This is a genomic window from Frankia sp. KB5 (assembly GCF_002099325.1).
Taxonomy (GTDB): Bacteria; Actinomycetota; Actinomycetes; order Frankiales; family Frankiaceae; genus Frankia; species Frankia casuarinae.
This window is the reverse complement of record NZ_MRUJ01000003.1, coordinates 25,668-48,427: the sequence shown is the minus strand read 5'-3', so window position 1 is coordinate 48,427 and position 22,760 is coordinate 25,668. Positions and strand designations below refer to the sequence as shown.

Sequence of the window (22,760 nt, the reverse complement as noted above, 5' to 3'; positions counted from 1 at the left end):
CTCGGCCTCGGTCAGCGTGGAGTCGAGATCGTCGACGATCTCGTCCGCGTAGCGGGCGAAGCCGTACAGCGCGTGGACGTGGGGCCGCTTCCACCCTGGCAGCAGCAGGGTGGCCAGGTAGTACGTGCGGCCGTGGGCGGCATTGAGCGCCCGGGCCCGCGCATAGGAGGAACGTAGTCGAGGATCGATGATTCCGGCCGCGTCGAGCTGCCCCACGTTAGTCAGCGTAGCCACCCAGCGAGGCGGATAGCGACGGCTCCCGCCCGATCGGGGTCGACCTGCCCCGGGGCGTCCGGTTGACCCCCTCGTCGGCGTCGATCCCCTCAGGGAAGCCGGGACGTGAACGCCAGGGACGTCGCCGCCGCGGCGAATCCCAGCCCCAGGGACAGCCCGAGGAACCAGGTGGTGACCTCCCGGTATTCGGTCCGGTAGCCGATCGAGCTACCGAGCCCCCGGTAGACCGAACGCAGTTCGTCGCCGGAGGTGGCACGATGGTACGAGCCGCCGGTCTGCTCCGCGATGTCACGGAGCGCCTGTTCGTTGACCGGCACCGGCACCTCCTGGCCGCCGACGTCGAGCGTTCCGTCGGCGGTGCCGTAGGCGATGGTGTCCACCGGGATACGGGCTTGCCGCGCCGCCTCGATCGCCTGGTTGTTCGGCCGCCCACGGGTGGTCTCCCCGTCGGAGAGCAGCACGATGGYGGCCGGAGGCGCGCTCTGCCCCGTGTCGGAGAACCGTTTGCCGGCGGTGGTGATCGCCTGGAGCGAGGCGAAGATTCCTTCGCCGACGGCGGTCGCGGGACCGAGCTGCAGGCCGCGGATGCCGGCGCGGACCGACTCGCGGTCGGCGGACGCGGGCACCAGGACCGTCGCGCTGCCGGCGAACGAGACCAGCCCGAGGTTGATACGGGGAGGGAGCTGGTCGACGAATGCCGAGGCGCCCTGCTTGGCGGCCGCCAGCCGGGTCGGGGCGATGTCCGTGGCCGCCATCGAGTTGGAGACGTCGATCGCCAGGATGATCGTCGCGCGTTCCCGGGGAACCCGCTCGGCCCGCGCCGGTCGCGCCAGGGAGAACACCAACCCGGCGAGGGCGAGCAGCAGCAGCGCCGCCGGGACGTGACGGCGCCACCACTGCGGTCGGCGGGGAAGCACCGAGGACAGCAGCGACGTCGACGACAGCCGGGCGGCATACACCCGCCGCCGCGCCGAGACCACGACATAGGAGATCAGCAACGCGCCGACCCCCAGGTACAGCCACAGCCAGTGCCCGGCCAGGAAGCTCACCGGCTGCCTGCCCGACTGGTGCCTGCCCGACTGGTGGCGGGCGCCGCCGTGCCACCCTGGTCGGTCCGACCCACGGGCGGGCGGCGGCCGGCTCCCCGGCCGCGCCGGTTCGCCGAGGCGAACCGGACGATGTCGACCAGCCAGTCCGAGTCGGTGCGCAGGACCAGATGGTCGGCGCCGACCCGGCGCAACGCCAGCGAGACCGCGCTGCGGTGGGCGACGGCGGCCGCGGCGTAACGTTCCCGCAACCGCCGCGACGACGTCGGGACCTCGACGAACGCCCCCGTCTCGGCGTCGACGACGGGCAGCGGCCCGACCGGTGGCAGGGTCAGCTCGAGCGGGTCAACGATCTCGATGGCGAGCACCTGATGCCGCGCCGCGAGCACCCGCAGCGGCCGTTCCCAGCGCAGGTCGGTGGACAGGAAGTCGGAGACGACGACCGCGAGCCCCCGGCGGCGCGGCGGGCGCAGCAGGCCCTCCACCGCCGCGGCGAGGTCGGTGGCCGCCGCCGGATCGGGCCGGCGGCGGGGCCGGTCGTGCGCGCCGCGAGGCGCGGTGATGAGCGTGTGCAGCAGCGCCCGCAGCCCGTCCCGGCCGGGCCGGGCCGGGATCGCCCGTGGACCGGCCTGGGTCAGCGCGATCGCGCCCATCCGGTTGCCGGTGCGGGCGGTCAGGAAGCCGACCGCGGCCGTGGCGGCAATCGCCAGATCACGCTTCTGCCAGGTACCGGTGCCGAACTCGGTGCTGGCGGTGAGGTCCACCAGCGCCCAGGTCTCGAGCTCCCGGTCGGCGATGAGATCGTGGACGTGGGGGACGGTGGTCCGGGCCGTGACGGCCCAGTCTATCCGGCGCACGTCGTCACCGACGGCRTACTCGCGGCTCTCGRCCTTCTCGCTGCCCTGACCGGGCAGCAGCCCGAGATGATCGCCGAGGAGCATGCCGTCGAGACGGCGGAGCACGGTCAGTTCGAGCCGGCGCAGGGTCCGCTCCACCGCCGGATCGGTCGCCGACACGGAGCCGGCCCGGAGCCGGTCCGCGGGGTCCGTCATCCGGACGCACCCTGGTCGAGGTATTCCGGGAAGCCCGAACGCGGGTTCGTCCCCCACCCGCCGGCATGCGGACCGGTGGGGTAGTGGGGGCCCTGCTGGCGGGGCGCCACCTGAGGCTGCGGGACCACGCCCAGGATCCGGGCGGCGATCGCGTCCGCGGTCAGCCCCTCGGCCAGCGCCTCGTACGAGAGCACCAGGCGGTGGGGCAGGACGTCCAGGGCGACCGCGGCGACGTCGTCGGGTACGACGTAGTCGCGCCCGCGCAGCAGGCCGAGCGCGCGGGCCGCCGCGACCAGTCCGAGCGAGGCGCGCGGCGAGGCTCCGTAGGCCAGGTGGCCCTCGAGTTCGGGTAGACCCGCCTCGCCGGGGGACCGGGTGGCGAGCACCAGCCGGACGGCGAACTCGATGATGGCGTGATGGACGAACACCTCGTCGGCTCGGGTCTGCAGCCGGGTCAGCGCCTGCGGGGTCAGGACCCGCTCGGGGAGCGGTGGCGAGGTGCCCATCCGCCGGACGATCTCGAGCTCCTCCGCCGGGTTCGGGTAGGGGACGTTGACCTTCATCAGGAACCGGTCCCGCTGCGCCTCCGGTAGCGGGTAGACACCCTCGGATTCGATCGGGTTCTGGGTGGCCAGTACCAGGAACGGCTCGGGAAGCCGGTGGGTGACCCCGCCGAGCGAGACCTGCTTCTCCGACATCACCTCCAGCAGCGCCGACTGCACCTTCGCGGGTGCCCGGTTGATCTCGTCGGCGAGCACGAAGTTCGCGAAGACCGGGCCGAGCTCGACGTCGAACGCCTCCTGACTCGCCCGGTAGATGCGGGCACCGACGATGTCGGAGGGCACGAGGTCGTTGGTGAACTGGATGCGGACAAACGAACCGCCGACGACGGTTGCGAGGGTCTGCACGGCCAGCGTCTTCGCGACCCCGGGCACGCCCTCCAGCAGGCAGTGGCCCCGGGCGAGCAGGGCGACGAGCATACGTTCGACCATCCGGTCCTGTCCGACGATCACTTTTTTGATCTCGAACAGGGCGCGTTCGAGCAGCGCCGCGTCCGACGTGGTGTCCGGTACGGCGAGGCCGGCCGGGCTGTGCCCTTCGTCCATGGCAGCATTGTCCCAGCCGCATCGTGGAACAGGGTGCCAAAGGACTCGGCACGGCCTGGCCGGAAGCCTCTTCTAAGCCGCTCTTCAGCAACTTCTCGGCGGTGGGAAATGTTCGGGGCACCGGGGCACCGGGGCACCGGGCTGTCGGGCTGTCGGGCTGCCGGGGTGCGTCACGGGTCAGCACAGGGCGCGGGAACGGTAACCCCGGTCAGCGCCGAGGATCCGCTCCGCGGCCAGCCGGCCGGAAATGAGGACCATCGGGACCCCGACGCCGGGCCGGGTGCCGCTGCCGGCGAACACGACGTTCGCGAGGCCCGGGGCCAGGTTCGAGGGGCGGAACGGACCGGTCTGGCGAAAGGTGTGGGCCGCCGCGAACGGGGCGCCCGCCGCCATCCCGCGGGCCCGCCAGTCGGCGGGCGTGGTGACCTGCTCCACCTCGATGGCGTCGCCGAAGCCTCGGTAGCCGTGGCGTTCGCAGGTGGCGACCACCTCGTCGCGGTAGCGCGAGCGCAGCACCGACCAGTCGAGCGGGGCGGTGAGGTTGGGTGTGGGGAAGAGCACGTAGTACGTGTGGCCGCCGGCCGAGGCCATCGCGGGTTCGGTGCGTGAGGGGGTGGTGACGAGGAAGGACGGGTCGCTCATCAGCTCGCCGCGATCGATGATCTCGCGGAAGGTCGACCGCCAGGCCCGGCCGAAGTGGATGGTGTGATGCGCGGTGTGCGGGTACTCCACGCGCGCCCCAGCCAGCAGGAGGAAGCACGAGGGCGAGTACCGCAGGCGGCGCAGGCGGGCCGGCGCCGTCGAGGGAGGCAGCAGTTCGGTGTAGGCGATCGGCAGGTCGGGGTTGAGYACCACCACGTCGGCGCCGATGCGCTCCCCCGCCGCGGTGTGYACCGCGACCGCCCGGCCGCCCCGCACCTCCACCCGCGTCACCGTGGTCTCGTAGCGCAGGGTGGCACCGTGTTTGGCCGCGGCGCCGGCCAGCGCCTCGGCGACGGCGTGCATGCCGCCGGCCGGGTGGTAGACCCCGGCGACGCAGTCCATGTAGGAGATGACGGCATAGAGGGCCAGTGCGTCGTGCGGGGCGAGCCCGGCGTACATCGCCTGGAAGGAGAACATCCGCCGGGTCCGCGGGTCCCGTAGATGGCGGCCGACGACGGTGTCGAGCCGGCGGAAGCCGCCGAGGGCGGCCAGCCGGGCGAGCTGCGGGCGCAGCAACGACAGCGGGGAGTCGACCTGCGCGTCGATGAAGTGGCGCAGCTGGGTGCGGAACATTGCAGTGACGATTCCGACGAACCGCTCGAAGCCGGCCGCCTCCGCCGGGCCGCACAGCGCCCGGATCTCCTGTGCGGTGTCGGCGGGGTCGGCGCGGATGTCCAGCGACGAACCGTCGGCGAAGAACCCCCGGTACATCGGGTCGAGCCGGGTCAGTGACAGCCAGCGGTCGAGATCCTCCCCGACACAGTCCAGGGCGTCGGCAATCAGCTCGGGCATGGTCAGGACGGTCGGTCCGGTGTCGAAACGATAGTCGCCCAGTGCGAGCAGGCCGGCCCGACCGCCGGGGGTCGCATCCCGCTCGAGCACCGTCACCCGCCGGCCGGCTCCGACCAGGCGCAGCGCGACCGACAGACCGGCGAGACCGGCCCCGACGATGACGACGTGATCCGTCGCTCCGGTCACCGTGCGCACCTGCCACCTGCTTCCTGGTCGATGGACTTCCCTGTCGATGGTGCGGTTACCCGATGTGGTCGGTTGCTCAATGTGATCGCGAAGTCGCTGCCATGGCGAGTTCCGTCAGGGCGGCGAGGGTTGTGACGTCCAGATCCGCCCGTCGGGCCGCCTCGACCGCCGTGGCGGTCCGGGCGGCGATCCGTTCCTCGGCGGCGGCCACCGCTCCGCTTGCGGCGATGATGTCGCGGGCCTCGGCGACCCGGGCGGCGCGGGCCGCGGGGTTCTCGGTGGGCCCGAATCCCGGGGAACATCCGGGTCCCCCGGAATACCCGGGATTCTCGGGCTGTCCCGCATCCTCAGGGTGCCCGGCGCGCCGGACCGGCGGGGAGATCAGCGTGCGCAGCCGGGCCGCCGCGGCCGGCTGCGCACGGGTCAGCGCGAGCGCCAGCAGGCCAGTGGGCCGCCCGTCACGCAGATCCTCCCCGGTGGGTTTTCCCGTCACCGCCGGATCGCCGAACACGCCCAGGAGGTCATCGCGGAGTTGGAACGCCTCGCCGAGCGGCAGGCCGAACGCCGCATAGGCCGCCAACAGGTCCGGCGGCGCGCCCGCGAGCAGACCGCCGAGCTGCAGGGGACGGACCACCGTGTAACCGGCGGTCTTGTACCGGGCGATGCGGACCGCCCGCCCGGGATCGAGGCCGCCGTGCGGACCGGCCTCGGCCTGGCCGACGAGGTCGAGGTACTGCCCCGCCATCAGCTCGCTGCGCATCCGCCCGTAGGTGGGCCAGGCCCGGACCAACGCCTCGGGTGGCATCCTGCTGGCCGCGAGCAGTTCGTCGGCCCAGGCCAGGAACAGATCGCCGAGCAGGATCGCGGCCGAGCGGCCGAAGTCGGCGGGATCACCCCGCCAGCCGGCGGTCCGGTGGACCCGGGAGAAGCGCCGGTGCGCGGCCGRCCTGCCGCGCCGTGTGTCGGAGGCGTCCATGACGTCGTCGTGGATCAGCGCGCAGGCGTGCAGCAGCTCGATGGCGGCGGCGGCGGTCACAATCTCGTCGCAGTCCGGGCCGCCCGCGCCCCGCCACCCCCAGTAGCAGAAGGCGGGACGCAACCGCTTGCCCTCCGCCAGCAGAAATTCGGTGGCGATACGGACGAACGGGATCAGATCGTCGTCGATTCCGCGCAGGAGCGCTCCGCGCGAACCGGCGAAGCGCCGCAACACGGCGGAGACCCGCCGGCGCACATCCACCGTGGTGTGGTCCGGCACCGTGGTGTGGTCCGGCACCGTGGTGTGGCCGGGGATTGGCCGGCGCCCGGGGTACCGTGCGGTGTGCCCGTGTTCGACACCGCCGTCGTCGTGGTCGCCGTTCTGCTGGTCGCCRCCGCACTGGGCGGATTGACCCTGTTGCGGCTGCCACCCGCGGAGCTGACTCACACTGTCGACGGTATCGACGCCGTGGAGGTTCTGGTGGCCGCCGGCCGCGTCGAGATCTCCGGGCGGGACCGCGAGGACGTGCACGTCGCGCTGACCGTGCGGCGTCGTCCCGGTCGGTCCGTACCCGTGCTCACGAGGGCCGGGAGCACGCTGCGGATCGACGGCCGGGCCAGCGACGTGCGGGTCAGGCTGACCGTGCCGCCACGGGTCCGGGTGCGGGCCGAGGTGCTCGCCGGCGAAATCACGCTGTGGGGGGTAGGCGGTGAACTGTCCCTGGTCACCCGCGATGGCACCATCGCCGGGCGGGAGCTCACGCGCGGTCCGGTCGCCGCGCGCAGCCGGGACGGCGACGTCAACCTGCACTTCAGCGAACCGCCGGACGGCGTGCGGGCGCAGAGCGAGACAGGCATGGTCACCGTCATGCTGCCCGACGGCGAGTACGGGGTGGAGGTGGAGACCGCCGATCCCGGGGCGGCCGACGTGGAGCTGACCCCGTCGGCGCACGCGGCGTGCCAGGTGGTGGCGCGCAGCGTGTCCGGGCGGGTACGGGTCGGTCTCGCCGCGCCGCTGGGACCCTTGTCTATCTGACGTCTCTTGTCCATCTACCGTCCATCTGGGTTGTCCCAGCTGGTCCCGCCCAACGAGCCCGTTTCAGCCGGGTTGCTCACCCACGTTGGTGGAATCGACGGATCATGACTCTCGCGTGATCACGCTGGGGATTCATGGGATCACGCCGGGGAAATGTTGCTGCCCGCTGTCGGGGCCTGATCGGTCGTGTTTCCGATCGGGGGTCCGTCTTCGATCGTGGCCACGCTCGGTCTACCCTCGTGCCATGGCGGCGGTCCGGAGTCTGAGCACGCAACCCACGACGATGGGCGAGTACCTCGCCACCGGTCGTGCGTCCTTTTCCTTCGAGTTCTTTCCGCCGAAGACGCCGGACGGCGAGCGGCAGTTGTGGACGGCCCTGCGCCAGATCGAGGCGCTGCATCCCTCGTTCGTCTCGGTGACGTACGGGGCGGGCGGGTCGACGCGCGAGGGCACGATCCGGGTGACCGAGCGGATCGCCACCGACACCACCCTCACGCCGATCGCCCATCTCACCGCGGTCAACCACTCCGTCGCCGAGCTGCGCCGGGTCATCGGCAACTACGCCGGCGTCGGGGTGCGCAACGTCCTGGCCCTGCGCGGCGACCCGCCAGGGGATCCGCAGGGCACCTGGACCGCCCATCCCGCGGGCCTGCGGCACGCGGACGAACTCGTGCGCCTGGTGAGGTCGGTCGGCGGCTTCTGCGTCGGCGTGGCAGCCTTCCCCGACAAGCACCCACGATCGGTCGACTTCGACAGCGACGCGCGCTACCTGGTGGGCAAGTTCGACGCCGGCGCGGACTACGCCATCACCCAGTTCTTCTTCGGCGCTGACGACTATTTCCGTCTCGTCGACCGGGTCCGCCGGCTGGGCTGCGACAAGCCGATCATTCCTGGGATCATGCCGGTGACGAACGTCGCGCAGATCGTCCGGATGGCGCAGCTGTCCGGCGCGGCCTTCCCGCCGGCGCTGGCCTCCCGGTTGCAGGCCGTCGCCGACGACCCGGYGGCCGTGCGGGCGATCGGGGTCGAGGTGGCGACCGAGTTGTCCCGTCGCCTGCTGGACGGCGGTGCACCGGGCCTGCACTTCATCACCCTCAACCGCTCCAGCGCCACCCGAGAGATCTACCAGGCGGTCCGATAGCCGGCCGCGGTCCGCGGGGTGGCCGATCCGCGGGGTGTCCCGGTGGCGCATGACGGGTGGGCCGCTCGCCTGACCCGTCCGCGCTCATGCCGCCGGGCCGGCACTCAGTCGTGCTCGTCGTAGGCATCGAAGACGCACAGCAGCCATTCGTCGCGGAGCGAATGCTCCCGGACCAGCGCGAACCCGGCCTGGTTGGYGGCGTCCACCACCGCCGTCACCAGGCTGAGATCAAGGGTGTTGAAGATCGGGGTGATCCGTACCGCAAGGATCACCTGGTCGCGATGGGCGGAGAAGACCGCCCGCGGGTCGAGGTCCTCAAGGGTCTCCACTACGCCGCCTACCTGTTCGGACACGTCACTCCCGCCACGTCTGGGTGGCACCGCTGTTCTCTCGTGACACCGCTGTTCCTCCGACACCGCGTCTCCCCACCTCGGGCCGGTCCGGTGACCGATCGACGCCTTCGGTTTTGGTCGCCGGCCGGACGCAGGGTGCCGCTACGGCTCGCGGTAGGGGACGACGAGACTCTATGTCCCAGCATGTCCCAGCGCGAGACGGCGTACCGGACGGATGGCGGCGTACCGGGCGGGGCGCTGGCCGTACCGGGCGGAACGGGATGGCGGAACGGGATGGACGACGGGCACGATGGACGACGTGAGCACCCCGCTACCCGGTCGGGACACCTACCTTGCCCAATGGTCGGCCCTGCACGGCGGCTACGACCTGGCGCGCGGGCTATGGCTCGTTCGTGCCTGGTTGACGGTGGTCTACTGGCTGGCCAGGCCGCTCGCCGCCCGCCGGGTGCGCCCGTCGGCGGTGACCGCCGGGGGGGCCGTGCTCACCGCCCTCGCGATTCCCCCGGCCGTGGCCGGTGGCCGGTGGCCACTGCTGGGGGCTCTGGTGATCGTGCTCAGTGGCCTGGCCGACAACCTCGACGGAGCGGTGGCGATTCTCACCCGACGCGCGAGCGCCTGGGGATATGTCCTGGACTCCGTCGTGGACCGCTGCGGTGACCTGGCCTACCTGCTGGCCCTGTGGTGTCTCGGCGCACCCGGCGGCCTCGTGATCGCGGCAGGCAGCATGCTGGGACTGCTGGAGTACACCCGGGCCCGGGCCGGCAACGCCGGCTTCGACGAGATCGGTGTGGTGACCGTCGGGGAGCGGCCGACCCGGATCATCATCGCCGCGGTTGGCTCGTTCGGAGCGGGTCTGGTGCCCGGCCTCGCGAACCTCGCCGCGAGTATCGCGACGACCGCGACGCTGGCGGTCTGCGCCATCGGCCTCCTTCAGCTCACGGCCACGGTCCACGCGGCCCTGACCGCCGGGTCAGGCCGGGCCGATGAGACCGGCGACGATGCCGGCGGAGAGCACGACGAGCGGCAGCCCGCCGCCGGGATGGGTTGACCCACCGACGAGGAACAGGCCGGGTACCCGGGATGCGTTCGGAGGCCGCAGGAAGGCCGCCCGCACGCCGTTCGAGGATCCACCGTAGATGGATCCGCCCACCGTCCCGGTGCGCCGTTCCAGATCCGCCGGGGTGATGGTCTCGTACCAGCGCAACCGGGAGCGGACGTCGAACCCGCGGGCGGCGAGCACGTCGAGGATGCGCCGGGCGTAGCCGTCGGTGAGCCCGGGACGGTCCCAGTCCAGGGTGCCTGCGCCGTTGTGGCCGCCCGCGCCGCGATGCGGGGGCGCGTTCACCAGGATGAACCACGCCTCGCAGCCCGGCGGCGCGCAGGCCGGGTCGGCGGGCGCGGCAAGATAGATAGTGGGATCGGCCGCCAGCCGGCCCGCGAAGACGGCATCGAACTCGGCATCGTAGTCGGCGGGGAAGGTGACCGTGTGATGCCCCAGCCCGGGCGTGCGACCCGTCAGGGCCAGCAGCAGCACGAAGCCGGACATCGACGGTACAGTCCGCCGCAGCCGCCGGCGGCCGACCCGATCGTTCACCAGCCGGCCGTAGAGCGCCGCCGCGTCGGCGTTCGCGACGACGACGTCCGCGGGCAGCCGGATACCGTCGGCGAGACGGACCCCGTCGACCCGGCCGCCGGGGGTCCGGGTCACCGCCAGCACCGGCGCGTCGAGCAGGATCCGGACGCCGCGTTCCTCGGCGCGGCGGGTGAGCGCATCCCCGAGGCGGCGCAGGCCGCCCGCGACGTACCAGCCCCCGAAGCGCCGTTCCGCGTGGACCACCGACACCAGAGCGGCGGGGGCGTGCCGGGGATCGGACCCGGAGTAGGTGGCATAGCGGTCCAGGATCATCCGCAGCCGGGGATCACGCAGGTAGCGCAGGCCCAGCCGGCGCAGGCTCCGGCCGGGCGCGATCGCGGCGATGTCACCGGGTGCGGACCAGGCGAGCCGAACCAGCCCGGTCGCCGACACGGGACTGGACAGGAACGGTCCTTCGGCGGCGTCGAAGACCCGGCAGGCCCGGTCGGCGAGCCGCCGCCAGTCCTCGCCCGACCCGGGGGCGATCCGATCGTCCAGTTCGGCCACGAACGCGTCGTCGTCGGCATGTGCGGCGAGCGTCGTGCCGTCGGCGAACCGGTAGGACGCGATCGGGTCCAGCCGACGCAGCTCCACCTCGCCGCGCAACGGCCCGCCGGTCGCGGTGAACAGGTCCTCGAACACGCCGGGCATGGTCAGCAGGGACGGACCGGTGTCGAAGCCGAACCCATCGCGCTCGTACCAGCCGAGCTTGCCTCCGGTCCGCGACGACTGCTCGCAGACCGTCACGTCATGCCCGGTGGCGGCGAGCCGGGCCGCGGCCGCCAGCCCGCCCACACCGGCGCCGATCACCACAACACGGGCCATGCGACGACTGTACGAGCTGCTCCTTCCCGGTTATCCACGAGGAAGGAAACGGGCATCGAAGCCTCGGGAAGAAGAAGGAAGCCGCCGGAGGGGCAAGGGAAGCTCCTGGCGGGGTGCGGGGTGCGGGGTGCGGGGTGCGGACCAGTGGTCAGGGGCAGCGGGTAACCGGTCGTCCCTTCCATCGGGCGGTACCCCGCCGACGACGCCACCACGACACCGCAGTCAGGTAGCCCAACAGGCTCACGGAAGCCGGATGAGCGGCGGCGTCGGGCCAGCTCCGGCCGCCCGTGCGGCGGGCGGCGAGCACCCGGCCGGCGACCCCGGCGAGGTACCCGACCGCGCCCGGGCCCGAGCCACCCAGTGCCGCCACCGCCGGCACGACGAACAGCCAGGCCAGCATGCCGATCTGCCCGACGCTGCCGAGCGTGCTTCCACCGGCGACGGCCAGCGACTTCGCGTAGCCGTCCCGCAGCTGTGACCATCCGGAGTACATCCGGTTGACCGCGAGATCGGTGCCGTCCACGACCACTCCCCGCCCGCCGGCACGCTTGAGCCTGCGCAGCAGGGCGACATCCTCGATGACCTGGTCCCGGACACCCTCGTGGCCGCCGGCCCGGCGGTAGGCCGCCACGTCCACGGCCAGCAGCTGTCCGCCCGCCGCCGAAAGCGACGGCCGGGCGGAGCGTTCGGCCAGCCGCAGCGGCAGCAGCGCCAGCCACGACCACTGGAGCAGGGGTTGGATCAGCCTTTCGGCGACACCGGCCGCCTCCTGACGCGGGTAGGGCGAGACGAGGTCGAGGCCGGCGTCCCGCAGGAGGAGAACGGTCCGCGCGACGCCGTCGGGGGCCACYGTGACGTCGGCGTCGACGAAGACGAGGACCGTGCCCGTGGCCGCCGCCGCGGCCCGGGCGCAGGCGTGCGGTTTGCCGAGCCAGCCGGCGGGCGGCTCCGCACCGCGCAGCGCGACGATCCGGTTGTCCCTCGCCGCCCACCGCGCGAGGATCTCCCCGGTGCCGTCGGTGGAACCGTCGTCGTAGACGAGGATCTCGAGGTCGGGCACCCACCGTGAGCCGAGCAGGGCCGACAGGCACCGCGGCAGGCTCCTGGCCTCGTCGCGGACGGGTAGCACGACCGTCACCCGTTCGCGTACCGGCCGGGCCGGCGGTGGGACGCGTAGCAGCCGCGCGTTCACCGCCGTGTGCACGGCGATGGCGGTGGACGCCACCGCGGCGGACCGTACCGCACCCGACCAGCATCGCCCGGCAAGCCACCGGGCCGGGGATCTCGGTACCGTCCGGTGCCTCGTCCCGTGCCCTGTCCGCCACGGCGCCGTCATCGTGGTGGGGAGCCCGCCGGGACCGGGCGGTCCCCGGCCCGGGCACGGTCCCGGGGTCCGGCCCGGGCCGCCGCGACGAGCGCAGCCCCCATCGCGATCCCGCCGGCCGCGGCCACACCGGGACGGTCGAAGAAGGTGAGGTTCGCCAGCGTCGAGGAGACGTAGGCCCACAGGAGAAGGGCGAGCGGGGCGCGCTCGTCGCGAGCCGTGCTCCCGGCCTGGTCCGGAAGCGCCGTCAACGCCGCGGTCATGGCGATCGCGACGGCCACCCAGCCGGCGGTGTTGGTGAGTGGGATTCCGTTGAGCGTCGGGCCGCCGCCGAGCCACCGCCAGTACCCCGCGGCGACCATCTGCGGGTCGATGAAAAGATCCCAGGCCGCGAGGACGAGCGCGGCCAGCACGACGGTGCGCGCCCGGCCGCGGTGGTGGCGACGGGCCAGGACATACGCCGGGTAGGTCGCCATCGCCCAGGCCATCGGCACCACGACCGGGACGCCGTACAGGCGGGTGCCCAGGGCGGAGCCGTAGACGTAGCGGCCGAAGGGCCAGCCGGTGTGCACGCCCACGGTCTCCACGAGCAGCCCGCCGCCGACGGTCACGGCGAGAAACCCGGCGGTCCACGCTCGGCCACGGGTGAGCAGGGCGTGGCTCACCGAGGAGGCGAAGAACAGCACGATCGAGGCGATGGCGAGCGCCGCCCCGGCGGATCCGGTGACCAACGGACAGGGGAGCTGCACCGCCACGGTGGCCGCCGCGAAGATCCACGGCACCGCGGTGGGCCGCGCCGGCCGCGCCGATCCGGTGAAGAGCGCGTCGGCGGTCATCGTACCGGTGCGTGCCGGTCGGCTCCTTGGGCGGAGGCACCGTCGGGACGGGCGGGGGAGCGTCCGCGGAGCTCCTTGCCGAGCACGGCGTAGGGGGTGAGGGTCCCGGGGAACTGGAAGTCGGACAACAATGGAACGAATCCCTCATGATCGTACAACCGGCGCGCCGGACTGCCCGGGGGTTCGAGGGCGGACAGCGCGGCCGTGCGTTGCGGGGCCCCGCGCAGCAGCTCCCGCAGTATGGTGCGCCCGATCGCCCGGCCCTGGTAGGCGGGCAGGACGTGCAGCTCCACGATCTCGAGACAGTCGTCGAGCCAGTACGCGGCCGAGTCCGGCGGGAGCGCGCCGGCGACGACGTCGTGCCACCACTGGCCGACCCGGCCGGGCAGGGCGTAGGTGATCCCGATGAGTTCGTCGTCGGGTGTGACGGCCGCCACGGCACGAAGGTCCCGCCGCTCGAAGTGCCGGCGCGCATGGGCGGCCCGGTCCCGGGCGGCCCGCTGCGGGTCAGGCTCGTGGTGATCGAGGAAAGCGGCCTTGTAGACCGCGATGACATCGTCGAGCCGGGTGCGCATCCGGCTCGGGGACCAGCGGACCACCCTCACGTCCACGTCGGTCACCGGCGTCGCCTCCTGTCCGCGCCCGGATCGCCGACCTGGCCCCACGAGTCGGGTCCGGCGAGCCAGGAGGCTGGGGCGCACCATCACGTCGCTCGACGATAACTCGCCGCCCGCCGGCACCGCTCGGCGATGGGAATTACTGCTACGTAACGTCATTCCACTGATGTGGAGGGTGCTAACTCCGGATGGGTGGGAGACCGGCCCGATCACCGGCCATGGCGAGCGTGGCGCAGCGCGGCGTGCCGGCGAGGAGGTCGGCCACCAGCATGGCCACCGCCGGGGCCTGCACGGTGCCACCCGCGTTCGTCCCTGCCRCCACGATCACCCGGCCGCCGTGGTCTGCCACGGCCTCGACAAGGGGGAGGCCGTCCGGGGTCGCCGGGCGCTCGCAGACGCGGACGTCGAGCATCTCCACGCTGCCGTCAGGCCGGCGCAGCGTCGGGAACAGGCCGGCGACCGCCTGCTCGAAAACCGCGCGCAGACGGGCGACGCCGCTGTCCGCGGCCGCCCGCACGGCGGTGCCCAGATACCCGAATCCGCCGCTGACATGGATCCTGGCACCATCGGCGGACAGCGTCACATTGATCACACCTAGGGGATCTCCGGCGTGGACCTTCACCGGCCGTCGCAGACCCGGGTTCGGCAGGGTCAGCGAGAGGCCGAGCAGATGCGCGACGGCACCGGCGCCGGGCCAGGCGGCGCCCAGCAGCCGCTGCAGGTCGCGGCCGGCCACGGTCACCACGGCCCAGCCGGTGCGCAGGGTCGAGCCGTCCGCGAGATGCAGCCGGACCCCRCTGCCGGCTCCGTTCCCGATTTCGTGCCCGGCCTCGTTCCCGTTGCCGTCGGGGTTCCCGTCGAGGTTCCCGTCGATGTCGGTCTCGATGTCGGTCTCGATGTCGGTCTCGATGCGTTCCACCCGGGTGCCGGCGCGCACCTCGACGCCCGCGGCCCGCAGCCGGTCGATGAGTACCGTGGCCAGATCGTGGATGTTGACCGCGTAGCCGTCCACCTCGACCGCTGCGGTCACCTCCCGGACGCCGTCGGGCAGCGGGACCGAGCGGCCCAGCGCGGGCCAGTCGCGAACCAGGTCCGCCCGGGACAACCGAACGACCCGCCCCCCCGCGGACCGCTGCAGCCGCTCGCCCGCGGCGAGGTCGTCCGGACCGAGATAGATCCGCGGGATGCGGGCGTCCCAGCGCAACCCGCACCCGGCAGCGAGCCCGTCCCCGCCGTCGGCGAGCGCGAAAAGATGCTCCCACCCGCGCAACCCCAGCCGGTTCAGGGCGATCACCAGGTCCCGGGCCACCGCGTGCAGCCCGGGACGGTCGGCGCACTGCTCGAAGGCGCCGGCCCAGGCCCTCTCCGGCTCCGACAGCGACTCCGGGTCCCGTAGCCGCCAGCCGCCGTGCGTCGGATCGCGATCGAGGACACCCGCGCGGCTCGCGTCCGCCTGCGGCAGGGTCTCGGTCGCCGACAGGTGCCGACCGTTCGTCCCCGCGAACGTCGTGCCCTGGGCGGCAGGGTCTGCCCGGTCGGCAGGCGCGGCGTCGAGGACCCGGACGGGGTGGCCCCGCAGCCGCAGCACGAGCGCGATCGTGAGTCCGACGATCCCGCCGCCGACGACCACCACGTCGTGCTTGTCGACGGCGGAACCGTCAGAGGCCGGGTCCTCGACGGCCCGGCGGCCGGTGCCCCGCCGATCGCCCCGCCGATCGCCCCGGCGATCGGCCAGGTCATGACGATCGTCCTTCGGGCCGTTCCCGGTGAGGCCGTTCCCGGTGAGGTCGTTCCCGGTGAGGTCGTTCCCGGTGAGGTCGTCCAGGTCGGCCCGTCCGACCACCGCGAGGAACGCCTGATCGAGATCGTTGCTGCAGGCGGGACTGTGCATCGCCACGGAGCAGAGAGTGAATCCGCGCCGCGGCTCCCCGCCGTCCTCGGCGATCCGCCCCGCGARCAGCTCGCGGACCGGGCCGAGGAACCGGGGGGCGTTGTCGATCACGACCTCCAGGTCGCGGCGGTCGTAGGCGTCGACCAGCGCCCGGTCGGTGAAGACGTGCGGTTCGCTGACCGACACGAGTCGGCGGCCGGTGAACGACTTGACGTGCCGCATGTCGATCATGCCCGCGGATATCCGGGGCCCGTCGTGCACGAGGGGCGCGGCGATGCTGATCAGATCGGCGGCGTCGAGGACGTCCTCGACGGTGCGGGCGACGTGGATCCGGTCTACCGGCAGTCGGTGCTTCGCCGCCCAGAGCGCGACCGTCGCCGGCCTCGCCGCGAGTGAGGGAGCGTGCACGGCCAGGTGCCAGCCGCGTGCGACGCCCTCCCGGGCGACCCGGCTGTTGATGTTTCCGGCGCCGACGAGGCCGAGCACGCCCGGCCGATCGGTGCGCGTGGCGGCCCCGGCCGACTCGGCGCCGGGTGCGTGGCCGAGCGGGTCGAACAGCCGGTCGACGATGAACCGGGCGACGTGCCGGGCGTTGACCTCGGGGGTGTTGCGCACCTCGATCCGGTGGCGGGCCGCGGCGGCCAGGTCGACGGCAGCGAGGGAGGTGCCCCGGCGGACCAGCAGCAGGGGTCGGTCCCGGCCGGCCTCCGCCGGGTCCGTGCGGACCGCGGTGGCCCACCGTTCGAGTGCCGGTCCATCCACCGCGTTCACCCCGACGACGAGGGTGTGCGGCCGCAGTTCGACCAGGGCGTCGGCCAGGCCCGTCGGCCGGGTGGCCAGCTCCGGGCGTAGCCGGGCGGCGTCGTGCCGAGTGACGAGCCGCGCGACCCGTTCGCTCACCGGTGTCGCGATCAGAACCCGACGGCGGGGGGGCTGCGTCCAGGGCGCCTGCTCGCGGGGTATCGACATGCGGCTTGCTTCACCCGGTTCGTGGGAAGGTGCGGGGCGTGGGAAGGTACGGGCGGCCCCTCCACGGTGGCGGGTGYCGTTCAACGGGGTGTCAAAGCAGGCCGTGTCCCCGCCCGGATACGGCGGGGGGCCGTGGCCGGATCTTCAACGCGGCGTCAACGTCGGCCCGGGGCTGACCTGCAGGAGAGGATCCCGCCCGCCCAGCGTCCCCCGCGAGCCGAGCACCGCGAACCGCGCGAACAGTTCCTCGCTGTACCAGCCGACCATCGGTGTGCGCCGGACGACCTCGCTGTGCGCGGGGCGGCCGTAAGCGAACCTGCGCAGCGACGCCGCGTCCTGCCAGAGGCTGAACGTTCCCTGTAAGCCGATCGGCGCCTCCCCGATGCCAGYCGCGAAGATCAGACCCTCGGCCTCGGCGAGGTCGACCGCCACCGCCGGCACCGCTTGGCGGAAGGCGAGGGTGTGCCGCAGGGCGATGCGGGCCCGGGTGATCACCGCGACCGCCGCGGGGGCGCTCGCGGGAGGCGGAACGTTCGACGCCGCCGGGTCGCCGAAGGGCTCCTGCCGTGACCACCGCCCACGTGACGACAGCGGGTGAAGGTCGATCCGCCAGCGTTCTTCGGCCAGCGACGACCATGCCCGCACCGGCGCGGATCGTTCGAAGGAACGGGCCGCCGACGGGGAGGACCAGACGGCGACCATCGCCCACTGGCACGGATCGGCGTCGCGCAGGGTGAAACTGCTCGCCGAACCGGTGCCCAGCAGTTTTGCGAAGGTCAGTCCCGGTGTGTGCCGCAGGGCGGTACGGTCGGCGGCCATCCGCGCCAGGGCGTAACCGATCCGTCGCCGGGGCACCCGCCAGAAGTCGACGGTGACAAGCGTGCTCATCGCCGCACCGATGACAGGCGCAGCAAGCTGTCCCGGGCGGCCCCGTACTTGTCGGCGAAGGCCGTGGCCACGGCCCCGGCGCCGTCGTTGTCGCGCAGGGGTACCATCCGRCACCGTCCGGTTCCAGCCAGTACATGCCGACCGTCGCCCGCCACCTCCGCGAGCAGGCCGTCCGGACCGCCGCGGCCCAGCAGCGCGACGAGGTCGGGGGAGGRGACGTACACCGCCCCGTCGAGGCGCACGAACTCGGCCTGTACCTCGAGATGGCCCGCGTCCGACGGGGAGACGCGCAGCGGCACCCGCAGATAGTCGTCCAAGGCGGTGCTCCCTTCCAGACTCCAGAGCCGCTCGAAGTGCTGTTCGACGAACTGGACCAGGGTGGAGGAGACGGCCGCCTCGTGCTGGGTCGCGGCGGCCGAGGAGTACCCGACGGGGAACGTCGAGACCAGCGCCCCGGTGTCCCAGCGGTGATACGTCGTCAGGGGCTGTTCGGTGTAGAGACGCACCGCGAGCCGGGAGCGCAGGACGGGAGCGAGCCGATCCCGCAGTGCCTCGAGGACCAGCAGGTTCGAGCGGATCATGCCCGGTACGTCGACGCTGTGCAGGAGGTCGGCGGCTCGTCCGGCCACGGCCGGGGAGTCCGGGTCGAGTAGGAGCACCTGAATGATCGCTCCGGCGTCGACCGCCGCGAGCACCGCGTCGGCGAAGGCGGTCCGGTGCTCGGGGGTCGCCAGATCCGTCCAGGTGTTGAGTAACCGGACGCTGCGCCGGGACGATGCGATCCGGGCGATGAAGTACGCCGGGTCGAACGTGCTGAGCAGCCGCCCGCTGGTGAACTGGGTGGGCTCGGCCGTGACCGGTGCGCTCAGCCGTTCCTCGGCGGCCGGCAGCTCGGGGGAGCCCTGCTGACGTAGCAGCGTGATGCCCTGCTGCCAGGATCGCCGCGCCGCCGGATGGTCGTCCATCTGGGCGAGGATGTCACCCCGGCGGATGAGCACGCGTGGCTCCCAGCGGGTGTCGGGTAGCTCGGCGAGCAGCGGCAGGCTCTCGTTGTAGCTTGCCAGAGCCCGGTCCAACCGGTACTGGAAACGGTGGAGATCGCCCAACCGGCGCAGGGCCAGCGCCTCCAGCGGGCGGTTGCCGAGTTCGCGGGCGATCGACAGGCTCATCGTCAGGCAGTTGATGCCGTCGGTGAGCTCGTCCCGGTCGCCGTGGACCATGGCGACGTTCACCAGGGTCTCCGCCTCGGCCTTGCGGGCGCCGCCCCGGCGCATCATCTCCAGGCCGGCCTCGAAGTGGACCAGGGCCGCGGAGAACTCCCCCCGACCGCGGCAGGCGTCGGCCAGCCCGCGCAGCGTCCGGGCCTCACCCAGCTCGTCGCCGAAGTCGACGAAGATCTTCCGGGCGCGGGTGAGGCGTTCCGTGGCCAGCGCCAGGTGGTCGACCGTAGCCCGGTAGACCTCGACCGCCGGTTGACCGTCGGGGTCCGTGCCGTCCGCGTCCAGTCGCCAGAAGGCGTCCTCGAAGGCCAGCGTGATGTCGCGCTCGGCGAGGTTGGTCAGCAGCGTCGCCTCGGCGAGGCGGTGCCCGCCCCGGCGGGCCGCGGCCAGCCCCAGGACGTGGCTCTGCTCCCAGTCGCCCCAGTGCGCCGCGAAGGCGTAGAACTCGGCGGCCTCGGTGGCGAGCAGCCAGGTCGGCTCGTCGAGACCGGCCGCGTGGGCCTGGTCGATCAGGCTCAGGAGGTTTCCCCGTTCCCCGCCGAACCAGACCAGCGGCCGACCGACCAGGTCGGCGACGCCTGCCTGTTCAAACCGAAACACGGCCCCCGTCGTGAGCGCCGCCGCGTCCTCGGCGGCGGGGGTGAGGGTGCGCACCCCGCCGGGGCTGAAGGTGTCGACCGCCTCCCGCAGCATCGCCAGATAGGCGTACAGCAGCCGCCCCAAGGCCGCCCGGTGTTCTCCGGACACGGTGGAGGGGGCCTCGGTGGAGGGGGCCCCGGCGGAGGGGGCCCCGGCAGCGTCGTGGTGCCCGTTGCCGGTGTGCCCGTTGCCGGTGTGCCCGTTGCCGGTGTGCCCGTTGCCGGTGTGACGGTTGTCCCCGCCGGCCTCGGGGATCCGACCCGGGGCCGCGGGGTGGCCGAGCGGGGTGCCGACCCCGGTCTCGCGCTCCCGGGCGAACACCCGGAGCAGGTCGTGAAAGCGGTAGCGCTCGGTTCCCGTCCGGTCGGCGCCACGTCGTTCGAGTAGCTGGGCGTCGGCGAGCCGGTCGACGACGTCCTCGGCTTCGTCGAGGTCGAGGTCGAGGACCGCCGCCGCGGCCCATGGCGCGAAATCGCTCATCGCGGGCAGCGACAGCAGCCGGAAGGCGCGCTGCTCGTCCGGCGGCCGGCCCTCGTAGCTCAGCGAGAAGCTGGCCCGGATCTCCAGGTCGCCGGCCTCCAGCCAGGACAGCCGGTCGCGTTCGTTGGCGAGCCGCCCGGCCAGGCGGGCCAGTTTCCAGTGCGGATGGGCGGCCAGCTTGCGCCCGGCGATCTGGATCGCCAGCGGTAGGTAGCCGCACAGGCCGACGATGTCACGCGCGGCCTCGGGCTCGGTGTCGACCCGCTGCGTGCTGACCATCTTGGCCAGCAGCTCCACCGCGTCACTGGGCAGCAGGACGTCCACCATCCAGTACGGGGCGCTCAGACCGTGCAGCCGCGACCGACTCGTGATGATGACCGCGCAGCCCGGGCTGGTCGGCAGCAGCGGCCGGATCTGTGCCTCGCCCCCCGCGTTGTCGAGGATGATCAGGACCTTGCGGGTCGCGAGYAGCTCCCGGTACATCTCRCCGAGATCGTCGGGGTCGGCCGGTACCGCGGAGCGGCTGACCCCGAGCGTCTGGACGAACCGGGACAGCACCCGGGCCGGGGCCAGCGGGGTGCTGTTGCCCCGCAGGTCCACGTACAGCGTGTCGGTGAACCCCGTGCGGACGCGATGCGCGATGTGCACGGCCAGGGCGGTCTTGCCGGCGCCGGCCTTACCCGCGAACGCCGCCACCACGGTTCCCCGTGACAGCCCGACCGGATCGGTCAGCATGGCGTGCACCTGGGCCTGGATCGTGTCGCGCCCGGTGTATTCGCGGATGTCCGGGGGCAGCTGGTACCCCCCCTGGCTCGTGGGCGCCACGGAGACCCGCCGGTCGAGCGAGCGGGGCGGGGTCCAGGCCAGGCTGGACGCGCCGCGCAGCACGTCCTCCTGCAGCTGCTGCAACATCGCGGAGTCCAGCCCCAGGTCGTGCAGCGCCTCCAGGCCCTCCCGGCAGGCCCGGGCCGCGTCCTCGATCCGACCGTCCCGGTAGAAGGCGAGAACCAGCTCTCGGCGCAGCCCGTCGTCGTGGGGGTGCCGTGTCACCAGCACGCGCAGATCCCCGATGACCTCGCGATGACGACCCAGAGAGAGATCGGCGGCGATCCGGGTCTTGGCGATGTCGAGCTGGAGTTCGTCGAGGGCGTCCACGTAGGCCCGGGTGAACGGGTAGTCGATCAGGTCGACCAGCGGCGGTCCCCGCCAGAGGGCCTGGGCCTCCTGCAACGGGGCGATCGCGCTCACCGGGTCACCGTCATCCACCGCGCGCCGGCCCTGTTCCAGCAGCCGACGGGCCTGCTCGGAGTCGATCTGCTCCGGGCGCACGTCAAGGACGTACCCGGTCCCCTTGCGCAACAGCACCTCGGAACCGGTCTCCAGCCGCCGCCGCAGCTCGCTGACATGGGTGCGCAATGTGGCCAGCGCCTTCTCCGGCGGTGGGTCCCCCCAGATCACCTCCAGCAGCCGGTGACCGGGCACCACCTGACCGGCTTCCAGCAGCAACGCGGCCATCAGCACCTTGCGCTGGGTGCCGCCGAGCACGATGGGTGCTCCCCCGGCAGTGATCTCCAACGGGCCGAGGATGGCGAACTGCAGGCTGTCGCGGTCAGGCATCTGGTCCTCTCGTACGACCCCCGGTGATGTCTGTATTACCGCAGCGTGCGCCGGGAGGGGACATGGCGGCAACTACCGATCTGGAACGGCCCCCTGTCGTTTCCGCGTCAGGCCTGCTCCGGCGCCCGGTGTCCGGTGCGACGCGGGTGGCGGTCCGACTCCGTGGGGTGTCGTGTGACYCGATCGCGGAATCCAGGTGTTCCGATCAACACATTCTCAATGGTTCTGGTGATTGTGCGTGCAGTGGGTGTTGATCGCTTGGAGGTGCACTGAGTCCACGAAATCGAGGCGGCAGACGGCCGGGAGACGGCCGGCGAGGCGGAGGGGGTTGGGAACATGGCGATCACGGTGCCCAGGAGCCTGGCGAGGCGGCCCGCGTCGGCGGCGGGCCCGGCGGTGACCCCGGCGGTGACCCCGGCGGTGACCCGGACCCGGACACCGCGGACGACGGCCGGGGCGGACCTTCTCCCGCGGCGGGCCGGCGGACTGCCGCACGAGCTGATCTTCCGGATCGAGTCGGTATCCCGGCACGCCTCGGTCCGGCACGTGCACGTCGAGACCGACGAGGGCGCGGTGCTGGCCGACTGGTGGTCGCGGGGCCGGGTCGAGCTGATGGCGGCCGGCCGGCCGTTCGTGCTGGAGACCGACCTCGACGGTTTCGGGATCCGTCTGGTCGAACCCATGGGACGGGTGCCCCTGGCCGCCTTCGAGCCAGGCCGCCACGGGGGCTGGGTGCGCCTGTCGGACGGTGYCACGCTGCGTTGGCTCAGGCCGACCCGCGGCGAGTTCGCCAGCGGGCTCGTGGGTCACCGTGATGTGAACATCATCCGGTTTGCGCTGGACGGAACGGCGCTTGTCGTGGCCGATCCGGATGCGCTCGACCCGAGGGTCACCCGGGTGGCCCGGACGACAGGTGCGGATTCGGGACATGTCTGTCGGGGGAAAGTCGCGGACCCGCGGCTGGGATGGGTTCCCGACGTGGTGGCCCTGCTCGTCCTCGGCTGGTTTCTTCGGGTGGTCGAGTCCGAGGTCGCCGGATCTSCTCGATCGCGTGTTCGATACCTCGATGCTTGACGGGCGGCGCTGGCGAGGGTTCACTACTTCGTGATCGAACCTATGTTCGAGACTCGGGAGGTGTTGTGACCACCGTGACCAGTCGGCCGATCAGTGGCTCGGACAGTGGCTCGGACCCGGCGGG

18 protein-coding genes are annotated in these 22,760 nt (G+C 72.7%); 4 read left to right on the top strand and 14 right to left on the bottom strand.

Translation table 11 applies throughout. The features are described from left to right. The 6 genes from KBI5_RS00790 to KBI5_RS00765 all read right to left on the bottom strand — a co-directional run. The coding region (locus KBI5_RS00790) for a squalene/phytoene synthase family protein (RefSeq protein WP_347272459.1) at positions 1 to 216 on the bottom strand (216 nt) is incomplete at its 3' end. A gap of 107 nt (positions 217 to 323) precedes the next feature. Then, a complete protein-coding gene (locus KBI5_RS00785; RefSeq protein ID WP_085014039.1) occupies positions 324 to 1,283 on the bottom strand; it encodes a VWA domain-containing protein in 960 nt (319 codons plus the stop codon). Beyond that, positions 1,280 to 2,332: a DUF58 domain-containing protein gene (locus KBI5_RS00780; protein WP_085014038.1), complete on the bottom strand. Its 1,053-nt coding sequence runs from the start codon at positions 2,330 to 2,332 to the stop codon at positions 1,280 to 1,282. Before KBI5_RS00780 ends, KBI5_RS00785 begins: the two co-directional genes overlap by 4 nt. Then, positions 2,329 to 3,438 carry a MoxR family ATPase gene (locus KBI5_RS00775; RefSeq protein WP_011435828.1) on the bottom strand — a complete coding sequence of 370 codons (1,110 nt, stop codon included), beginning with the start codon at positions 3,436 to 3,438 and terminating at the stop codon, positions 2,329 to 2,331. The genes KBI5_RS00780 and KBI5_RS00775 overlap by 4 nt, the downstream gene beginning before the upstream one ends. Before the next feature lie 177 nt (positions 3,439 to 3,615). Then, entirely contained in the window at positions 3,616 to 5,127 is a 1,512-nt protein-coding gene (gene crtI / locus KBI5_RS00770; RefSeq protein WP_011435829.1) for a phytoene desaturase family protein, read from the bottom strand. Between the two features lie 67 nt (positions 5,128 to 5,194). Continuing rightward, the gene (locus tag KBI5_RS00765; RefSeq protein ID WP_347272460.1) at positions 5,195 to 6,283 is read right to left on the bottom strand and encodes a polyprenyl synthetase family protein; all 1,089 of its coding nucleotides are present in this window, start codon (positions 6,281 to 6,283) and stop codon (positions 5,195 to 5,197) included. 153 nt (positions 6,284 to 6,436) lie between these two features. Here KBI5_RS00765 and KBI5_RS00760 point away from each other — a divergent pair, with 153 nt between their 5' ends. Further along, a complete protein-coding gene (locus tag KBI5_RS00760) occupies positions 6,437 to 7,129 on the top strand; it encodes a hypothetical protein (protein WP_241882584.1) in 693 nt (230 codons plus the stop codon). A gap of 244 nt (positions 7,130 to 7,373) precedes the next feature. After that, positions 7,374 to 8,270 (top strand): methylenetetrahydrofolate reductase [NAD(P)H], encoded by an 897-nt coding sequence (gene metF / locus KBI5_RS00755; protein WP_085014036.1) that lies wholly within the window; start codon positions 7,374 to 7,376, stop codon positions 8,268 to 8,270. Between the two features lie 104 nt (positions 8,271 to 8,374). Here the strand turns inward: metF and KBI5_RS00750 are convergent, their stop codons facing one another. Further along, entirely contained in the window at positions 8,375 to 8,623 is a 249-nt protein-coding gene (locus KBI5_RS00750; protein ID WP_085014035.1) for a hypothetical protein, read from the bottom strand. Positions 8,624 to 8,912: 289 nt separating this feature from the next. Here KBI5_RS00750 and KBI5_RS00745 point away from each other — a divergent pair, with 289 nt between their 5' ends. Next, the gene (locus tag KBI5_RS00745) at positions 8,913 to 9,671 is read left to right on the top strand and encodes a CDP-alcohol phosphatidyltransferase family protein (protein WP_023840954.1); all 759 of its coding nucleotides are present in this window, start codon (positions 8,913 to 8,915) and stop codon (positions 9,669 to 9,671) included. On the opposite strand, the gene crtI (KBI5_RS00740) is transcribed toward KBI5_RS00745, so the two are convergent. The 7 genes from crtI (KBI5_RS00740) to KBI5_RS00710 form a co-directional block, all read right to left on the bottom strand. Next, on the bottom strand, positions 9,594 to 11,081 hold the full coding sequence (gene crtI, locus KBI5_RS00740) for a phytoene desaturase family protein (RefSeq protein WP_011435834.1): 1,488 nt from the start codon (positions 11,079 to 11,081) through the stop codon (positions 9,594 to 9,596). The genes KBI5_RS00745 and crtI (KBI5_RS00740) overlap by 78 nt on opposite strands. 148 nt (positions 11,082 to 11,229) lie before the next feature. Then, positions 11,230 to 12,306, bottom strand: coding sequence for a glycosyltransferase family 2 protein (locus KBI5_RS00735; protein ID WP_035730603.1), 1,077 nt, complete (start codon positions 12,304 to 12,306; stop codon positions 11,230 to 11,232). Positions 12,307 to 12,413: 107 nt separating this feature from the next. Further along, positions 12,414 to 13,241 (bottom strand): bisanhydrobacterioruberin hydratase CruF, encoded by an 828-nt coding sequence (gene cruF / locus KBI5_RS00730; protein WP_011435836.1) that lies wholly within the window; start codon positions 13,239 to 13,241, stop codon positions 12,414 to 12,416. Beyond that, entirely contained in the window at positions 13,238 to 13,816 is a 579-nt protein-coding gene (locus KBI5_RS00725) for a GNAT family N-acetyltransferase (RefSeq protein ID WP_051623779.1), read from the bottom strand. Before KBI5_RS00725 ends, cruF begins: the two co-directional genes overlap by 4 nt. A gap of 220 nt (positions 13,817 to 14,036) precedes the next feature. Beyond that, a complete protein-coding gene (locus tag KBI5_RS00720) occupies positions 14,037 to 16,718 on the bottom strand; it encodes an FAD-dependent oxidoreductase (RefSeq protein WP_085014034.1) in 2,682 nt (893 codons plus the stop codon). 144 nt (positions 16,719 to 16,862) lie between these two features. Beyond that, positions 16,863 to 17,606, bottom strand: a complete 744-nt coding sequence (locus KBI5_RS00715; protein ID WP_085014033.1) for a spheroidene monooxygenase — start codon at positions 17,604 to 17,606, stop codon at positions 16,863 to 16,865. Further along, complete coding sequence (locus KBI5_RS00710) at positions 17,603 to 21,562, bottom strand: BTAD domain-containing putative transcriptional regulator (RefSeq protein ID WP_085014032.1); 3,960 nt, start codon at positions 21,560 to 21,562, stop codon at positions 17,603 to 17,605. The genes KBI5_RS00715 and KBI5_RS00710 overlap by 4 nt, the downstream gene beginning before the upstream one ends. A 336-nt stretch (positions 21,563 to 21,898) precedes the next feature. On the opposite strand from KBI5_RS00710, the gene KBI5_RS00705 reads away from it, so the two are divergent. After that, entirely contained in the window at positions 21,899 to 22,636 is a 738-nt protein-coding gene (locus KBI5_RS00705) for a hypothetical protein (RefSeq protein WP_085014031.1), read from the top strand. The last annotated feature ends 124 nt before the right edge of the window (positions 22,637 to 22,760 follow it).

Bases quoted from the DNA above. Each gene is read 5' to 3' on its own strand.
- KBI5_RS00725 (WP_051623779.1), bottom strand. From the start codon at position 13,816: ATGCGCACCCGGCTCGACGATGTCATCGCGGTCTACAAGGCCGCTTTC.
- KBI5_RS00775 (WP_011435828.1), bottom strand. From the start codon at position 3,438: ATGGACGAAGGGCACAGCCCGGCCGGCCTCGCCGTACCGGACACCACG.
- cruF (WP_011435836.1), bottom strand. From the start codon at position 13,241: ATGACCGCCGACGCGCTCTTCACCGGATCGGCGCGGCCGGCGCGGCCC.
- crtI (WP_011435834.1), bottom strand. From the start codon at position 11,081: ATGGCCCGTGTTGTGGTGATCGGCGCCGGTGTGGGCGGGCTGGCGGCC.
- KBI5_RS00745 (WP_023840954.1), top strand. From the start codon at position 8,913: ATGGACGACGTGAGCACCCCGCTACCCGGTCGGGACACCTACCTTGCC.